Genomic DNA, 6,611 nt, shown 5'->3' with positions numbered 1-6,611 from the left:
CGAGCCACGAAGCGCTGCTGCTCCAGTACGAGCAGGCGATGACGCGTCAGGACAGCCTGACCGGCGATTGGTACGACACCAGCGCGCATTTCCTGTGGATCGGCGACCGCACGCGGTTCGACGGATCGGCGCATGTCGAGTTCCTGCGCGGCATCGGCAACCCGATCGGCCTGAAATGCGGGCCGAGCCTTGAGCCCGACGTGCTGTTGCGCTTGCTCGACACGCTCAATCCGGGCCGCGTGCCCGGGCGGATGACGCTGATCACGCGCTATGGCCATGACAAGATCGAGGCTGGCCTGCCCAAATTGGTCCGGGCGGTGAAGCGCGAAGGGCATCCGGTGATCTGGAGCTGCGACCCGATGCACGGCAACGTCATCAAGGCCGCCAATGGCTACAAGACGCGCCCATTCGAGCGCATCCTGGCCGAGGTCCGCGGCTTCTTCGCCGTGCACCGCGCCGAGGGTACCTTCGCCGGCGGCATCCATGCCGAGATGACCGGGCAGAACGTCACCGAATGCACCGGCGGTGCGGTCGACGTGACCGAGCAGAGCCTGGCCGACCGCTATCACACGCATTGCGACCCGCGGCTGAATGCGGGGCAGAGCCTGGAGCTGGCGTTCCTGCTGGCCGAGATGCTGAATGACGAGCTCAGGCAGCGCCGGGCGGAGGCGGCTTAAAGAGCGCTGTTGGCGTGCTGCGATCGGGCCGCCCAGGAATAGGCCCCGGGTGATAAATCCCTGTCCATCTGCGATGGCATCGATCGAAAACGGACATTGCTCGACGGCAATGCCGTAAAATCAACGACGTAGGTGGATTCGACCGAACCTTCCGGCCGTCCGATTCACGCATCACGATGATTGAAGCGCGCAATCGCGGTGCGCCGGCTGTCGCGTCGGCGGGACGCACGTGCGCAGCGACTCGTTGGGAGACTGTTCAGCCTCGCGTGAGCGCACGCAAGCTCTGGTATGAGATCAACGTCGAACGGCCGACCTTGACGATATCGAGATCACCGGATCCGATGAGCTCATAGAGTCGCGAACGACTGATGCCGGTGATTCTCACGGCTGTCGCGACACGGACGGTGAGCGGCTCCAGTTCGGCGCACTCGACGGGCGGGCGAGGCGTCATCACCGCCTTGCCCGCCGCTTGGCAAAGGCACGGTCGCTTTCAAGGAACGCTTGCAGCATGAACGGGATCAGGTCGGAGATCGTCTCGGACCGGCCATAGGTTTCCTTATATGCTTCGGCATAGTCGCCGAGCGCGTCATTGAGGTCGGGCGGGAGGGCAATCGCCAGTTTGATCGGCGTGCGATCCGGCAGCTGGGCTAGCTTGAGTTCGGTCATTGTGCGTCCCTCCACGGCGCGAGCACGAGATCGCGATACACGAGCAACCGGACTTTAGCGCCGGGGCGGATAGTGATGGTGGGCTGAATCTGCAAGTGCCTCATCGTCAGCTGATCGCCGGCGCGGGATACATTCTGTTGCGACGATTGCCGCAAGGCCTGGATGAGGCCAGTGTCGCCGCTGAACTGCAATTCGGTGCCGACGCCGAGCAACGTCGAAAGCGTGATGCCCTTCAGCAGCGACCAGGTGTGAAAATCGACCTTGTCCTCAAGACCCGCATAGCCCGCGGGATCAGTCGCAGGCATATTGTCGATCCGGATCGAGCTGCCATCCGGCAGGATTATGCGCTGCCAGACGATCAGCGCGCGCTTCTGCCCGAAAGCCACCACGGAGTCGTAACTCCCGACAAGCCGGGCGCCTTGGGGAATGAGAAGGATACTGCCGGTGGGCGAATCGTAGACCCGCTCGGTCACCTGGGCGGTCACGAGTCCGGGCAGATCGGACCGCAACCCGGTGATCAAGCTGGCCGGGATGACGCTGCCGGCCGAGAGGAGATAGGGAGACGGCGACGGCGTCACCGCGTGCGGATTGACGTCGCCGCGCGGATCGAGTGCGGCAACGAAGTCAGCCTTGCGCTGCTGATTGCTGGGATCGTTGGCCGGATCGAGCGCCAGCTTTGCGGTCGGCGTCGCCGCATCGCCGGCCGCGCCGGGTACAGGTGCGCCCCCGGCCACGTTCGGAATTTGCGATCGAGTGGCGAACAAGCTCGACTCCCGCGCCGCTTTTCGTTCCGCCAACAGCCGCTCGCGTTCGGCGGCTGCGGCCTGCGCCGCTGGGTCAGCGCCCGGAACCTGGCCCTCGGTAGCCAATTGGCGCTGGCGCTCGAGAATGGGCCGGCCGAGGTCGCCCGGAAGCGGTGGCCCCAGTTTGGGCACGTCGCCATAGCTCGACGGCAAGCCGCTCAGGGCATCCGGCGGCGCCTTGCCGCCGGGTTGGGACAGTTCCTCATCCTGTGCGACCTGTCGGAACACGGTCGGCTTCAACGCCATCCAGGTCACGGCGGTCACGCTGACCGAGCCCAATGCCGCGGCCGCGATGATGACGACGCGACGGAAACGGATGGCGCGCCGCGGCCGCGCACGGATCGCGAGCGATTCCGGATCGGCCTTGGGTGCGGCCACAGAGACCTCGGCTTCGCCGGTCACGACCCCCTCCCCTTGCGGCCGCCAGCCGACGCGCGCGCGATGAGGACCACGTCCTGATGCTTGAGGCCAAGCCGGAGTTCCGCCGTATCAAACAACCGGTCCACGACATAGAAGCGGCCCTGTAGCCGATAGTTCACCAGTTGGGCCTGCCCCTTGGCATCGACCAGGAACAGCGGTGGGGCCTCGCCGACCGCTAGGCTGGCGGGAAACTCGATGAACGTCTGACGGCCATCGTCAAAGGCGCGCAACGGTCGCCATAGCGGGCGATCGCCCGTGATCGCATAGTCGAAATGGAGCTGGTCGGGGGAGATTCCCGTCGCCACCGGAACTGCCTTTTGCCGTTCTTCCTCCGCCCGCTTGAGCGCGATCAACGCATCCTGCGGATAGGTCCACGACAATGCCACCATCGCGGTCGCCGAGGTGCTGGCGAGTACCAGATGATAGGTTCGGCGATCGGACGTGATGACGACGTTGGTCGAAAGCCCTGCCGAAAACGGCTTGATCAGGATGTGGGTGCGCTTGTCCGAACCACTGCCGCTGCTGGTGTCACCGATCACCCAGCGCACGGTGTCGCCGGCAGCAACCGAGATGAGAGCCTCACCCGGTTGCAGGGCGATGTCGGTGACGCGCTCCGGCGCCGCATAGACCTGATAGAGCGAGCCGTCTGCGAAGGGATAGACCTGCACGGCATTGATGAAGCCAGGAGCCGCGGGCTGGCGCGTTGCCGCCCGGTTGGCGAGCGCCACGCTCGTCTCCGCCGCATTCGCCCGATGCGTGTGCCGTGCGGGACGGGAAGCGGGAGGCGCCGCCTTCGTCGGCGTGACGGGCGGTGCCTTCACATCGGCTATGGTTGCCGGTTTCACAATCTCGGCCGATTTGATCTGCGCACTGGTCTCGGCCGCGGCGCAAAGTGTGACCAGGGACAAGCCGCATAGCGGCGCGATGTTGAGGCGTTTCATTGCTGGTTCTCCAGGCTGGTCGGGGTCGTGGGCGCGGTCGCGAGCCCCGAGTCGAGCGGCGAGCCAGTTGGAGCAGTGCGATCGGGTGTCGGCGTCGAGGCGGGCGGCGACGAGGGCGTCGGCACGTCGAGCTCGCGACTCCAGTCGACGGCATCGACATAGATGCCGAGCGGATTCTTTCGCAGCACCTCGGCGTTCGCGGGCGGCTTGGTCACGATGGTAAGGATCGCGGTCCAGTTGGCACGGCCAGCGGACGAGCCGCGTTCGAACGCCGACTCCGTCCATTTGACCTGAAAGGATTTGTCCGACGCGCGAACGACGCTCGTGACCTGGACGGTGACCGTGCGCTCGCCGATCCTGGCGAAGGGATTGGCACTACGGGCATAGTCGCCCAGAAACTGGCTGCCGCGCTGGGTCGTGAAGGCATAGGCGTCGAGCCAGTCCTCCTTCATCACGACGGGATCGAGAGAGATGCCGCGAACATCGCGAATGAAGCGGGCGAGATGCCAGGCGATCTGCGGATCGGTTGGGTGGTACGCCGCTTCAGCCTCGGTCACCGCCCGCGCCTCACCGAGCCGGTCGACCTCGACGACATAGGGCACCACCCTGCTCTGCAGCGACTGCCAAAGGACACCGCCACCGAGACCGCCAGCGAGCGACAGACAACCGAACGCCATCAGCCGCCAATTGCGCGCCTGGACGCGCGCCGACCCGATGCGCTCATCCCAAAGCTGGCCTGCCCGCTGATACGGTGTCTCGGGCTGCGGTGTTCGTCCGTAGCGCTCGACCGCGCGTTTGAAGATCATCACTCGTCCCTTTCCTTGATGTCGGGAGTGGCGGAAGCGCCGCCGCGATCACCCTGCTGGAGGGCGTGCACCGCGACTTGGCTGTGGTGTCGTGCCGCCTGTTCTGCGCGGAGCGACTGCGCCCAAGCGGGCGCATCGGCTGCTCCGGCACCGTTCGATGCCGGCCGGCTTGTCTCATTGAGCGCGTTCCAGGCGGCTTGTCGGCCGCTGCGCGCCGCGTCGCCGAGACCGAGCGCGCTCGACATCCGCATCCGGGCGGCGTTGCCGGCGGCCCGGGCGACGCCGCCAAGGCCTGCGCCCACCGACGGCGAGGCCGCCGTTTCCTTGCCCAGCGTGTAAGCGGTCGACGCTGCCGACCCCATGCTCGTGCCCGCGCGCACCGCGCCAAGCGCCGCACCGCCCACGGCGCTCGCCGCGCCGACGGCGGCACCCCCCGCCAGCATCGTCACGCCGGCGGCACCCGCCACCGTGCCGAGCGCAGCACCCGCACCGAGTTGCGGCGCACCGGACACGAGGCCGCTGGCGATACCGGGGCCGAAAATGCCAAGACCAAACAGCGTGAGCGTGCCGAGCGCCAGGCTCATCGCAGCGGCAAGGTCGACGTCCTGCCCCTGCATCGATGTCGTGAAATCGGTGAAGAAGTTGGAGCCGATCCCGACAATGACGGCGAGCACCATGACCTTGACGCCGGAACTTACAACATTGCCGAGCACCCGCTCGGCGAGAAAGCTTGTGCGGTTCCACAAGGCGAACGGCACCAGCACGAACCCTGCGAGGCTGGTCAGCTTGAACTCGATGATCGTGACGAACATCTGCACGGCGAGGATGAAGAAAGCGAGGATCACGATCGCCCAGGCGAGCAGCAGCACCGCGATCGTCAGGTAATTGTCGAAGAAGCTGACGAACCCGGTCATGTTGGCGAGTTGCTGGAGCAGTGGCCAGGCAGCGGAAAAGCCGGTCGACGCAACCTTGCCGGGGCGAAGGAGATCGTCCGCCGACAGCGTGCCCCCGCCCGCCGTCAGGCCGGCCTGGGCGAACGACTTGAAGATGATGTCGGCGAGCGTCGAAAAACTGTTCAGGATGAACGCGAACGCGCCGACATAAAGGATTTTCTTGATCAGGCGCCCGAGCACATTGTCCTCGCCGCCCATCGCCCAGAACAGGCCGGCCAGCGTGATGTCGATGCCGATCAGCGTGACAGTGAGGAAATGGACGTCGCCGCCGAGCAGGCCGAACCCGCTGTCGATATAACGGGTGAAGGCCTGCATGAAGCGATCGATCACGCCGAGGTCGTTCACTGCGAGAGTTCCTCATCGCTTGAAGGAATGCCGCGGGGTGCGGGCGTGGGGAGCGTGGCCCGCGCCCCGCGGCGGCGACGGGGCGCACCGTCGCCCGGCCGGCCGTGCCTATTGGGGCGTGTAGGCGGTGCCGGTACCGAGGAATTTCTGGATGCGGCCGCGAGCATCGAGCTCGGATTGCGCGCGGCGGGCGGCATCAACGGTCTCGGCGCGGTATTGCGACGCCATCAGATCCTGGATCTGGAACTGCTGTTTCGCGACCAGCGCCAGCAACTGGTTGGTCGCCTGCTGCGCCTGAAGCGCGCCTACGGCGCCTTGGCTTCTTGCCGCCAGCGAGGCGAGCGCGGATTGATCTGCGGCGACGTTTTCAACCACCTGGGACTGGACCGACATCGTCTGCCGGAACGCCGCCATCGCGGCCTCAAAGCGCGCCTTTGCGTTCTGCGCCTGCTGGTCGCCGGTGAGCGCAGCATTGTACTGCTGCGGATAAAGGCTGCGAAATTGCTGATCGAGGCCGGCGACGCGGAAATCGATTCCCTGCGCCTGCCCCATCAGCCGGTCGATCTGCTGCAACGTCGCGGTCAGCTGCTGCAGCTCGGGGAAGTCGATCCGCGTCAGGTTCTTCGCCTGATTGGTCAGCATCTGCGCCTGATTCTGGAGCGACTGAATCTGGTTGTTGATCTGCTGGAGCGAGCGGGCTGCCGAGAGCACATTCTGGCTGTAATTGGTCGGGTCGAACACCGTGAACTGGGCGTGCGCCGTCGATCCGGAGAAGATGGCGCCCATCGCTACCGAACTGATGGCACCAAGTGCGAGAGCGGAAGCGATCAAATACTTGCCGCCAAGCGATTCTTTGGGACAGCGAAACATTGAGTGATTCCCTGATAGGCATTGAAGGTCGAAGGATCGCAGAAGGGGCTCGAGGCGGCAGAGCCTATCGAGTGACGAATGGGCGCTTTTTGGGGAATTTGCGCTCCCGTTTCCGACTTTTGGCCGATTC

7 protein-coding genes are annotated in these 6,611 nt (G+C 65.5%); 1 reads left to right on the top strand and 6 read right to left on the bottom strand.

Annotation, left to right across the window (positions count from 1 at the left end):
• On the top strand, positions 1–677 hold a 677-nt coding region (locus SMA01S_RS23760; RefSeq protein WP_174543153.1), incomplete at its 5' end, for a 3-deoxy-7-phosphoheptulonate synthase.
• A gap of 450 nt (positions 678–1,127) precedes the next feature.
• Here the strand turns inward: SMA01S_RS23760 and SMA01S_RS23750 are convergent.
• The 6 genes from SMA01S_RS23750 to trbJ form a co-directional block, all read right to left on the bottom strand.
• Complete coding sequence (locus SMA01S_RS23750; RefSeq protein ID WP_066827926.1) at positions 1,128–1,343, bottom strand: DUF2274 domain-containing protein; 216 nt, start codon at positions 1,341–1,343, stop codon at positions 1,128–1,130.
• The gene (locus tag SMA01S_RS23745) at positions 1,340–2,548 is read right to left on the bottom strand and encodes a TraB/TrbI/VirB10 family type IV secretion system protein (RefSeq protein WP_066827924.1); all 1,209 of its coding nucleotides are present in this window, start codon (positions 2,546–2,548) and stop codon (positions 1,340–1,342) included. The genes SMA01S_RS23750 and SMA01S_RS23745 overlap by 4 nt, the downstream gene beginning before the upstream one ends.
• Positions 2,545–3,507 (bottom strand): P-type conjugative transfer protein TrbG, encoded by a 963-nt coding sequence (gene trbG, locus SMA01S_RS23740; RefSeq protein ID WP_066827922.1) that lies wholly within the window; start codon positions 3,505–3,507, stop codon positions 2,545–2,547. The genes SMA01S_RS23745 and trbG overlap by 4 nt, the downstream gene beginning before the upstream one ends.
• Positions 3,504–4,313, bottom strand: coding sequence for a conjugal transfer protein TrbF (gene trbF, locus SMA01S_RS23735; RefSeq protein ID WP_066827920.1), 810 nt, complete (start codon positions 4,311–4,313; stop codon positions 3,504–3,506). Before trbF ends, trbG begins: the two co-directional genes overlap by 4 nt.
• A complete protein-coding gene (gene trbL / locus SMA01S_RS23730; RefSeq protein WP_066827918.1) occupies positions 4,313–5,611 on the bottom strand; it encodes a P-type conjugative transfer protein TrbL in 1,299 nt (432 codons plus the stop codon). Before trbL ends, trbF begins: the two co-directional genes overlap by 1 nt.
• A gap of 108 nt (positions 5,612–5,719) precedes the next feature.
• Positions 5,720–6,611, bottom strand: an 892-nt coding sequence (gene trbJ, locus SMA01S_RS23725) for a P-type conjugative transfer protein TrbJ (protein ID WP_369405682.1), incomplete at its 5' end; no start/stop codon positions are given.

The sequence above is a fragment of the Sphingomonas mali NBRC 15500 genome, from assembly GCF_001598415.1.
In the GTDB taxonomy this organism is placed as follows: Bacteria; Pseudomonadota; Alphaproteobacteria; order Sphingomonadales; family Sphingomonadaceae; genus Sphingomonas; species Sphingomonas mali.
The sequence above is the reverse complement of the archived record's forward strand: the minus strand, read 5'-3'. Positions and strand labels throughout refer to the sequence as shown.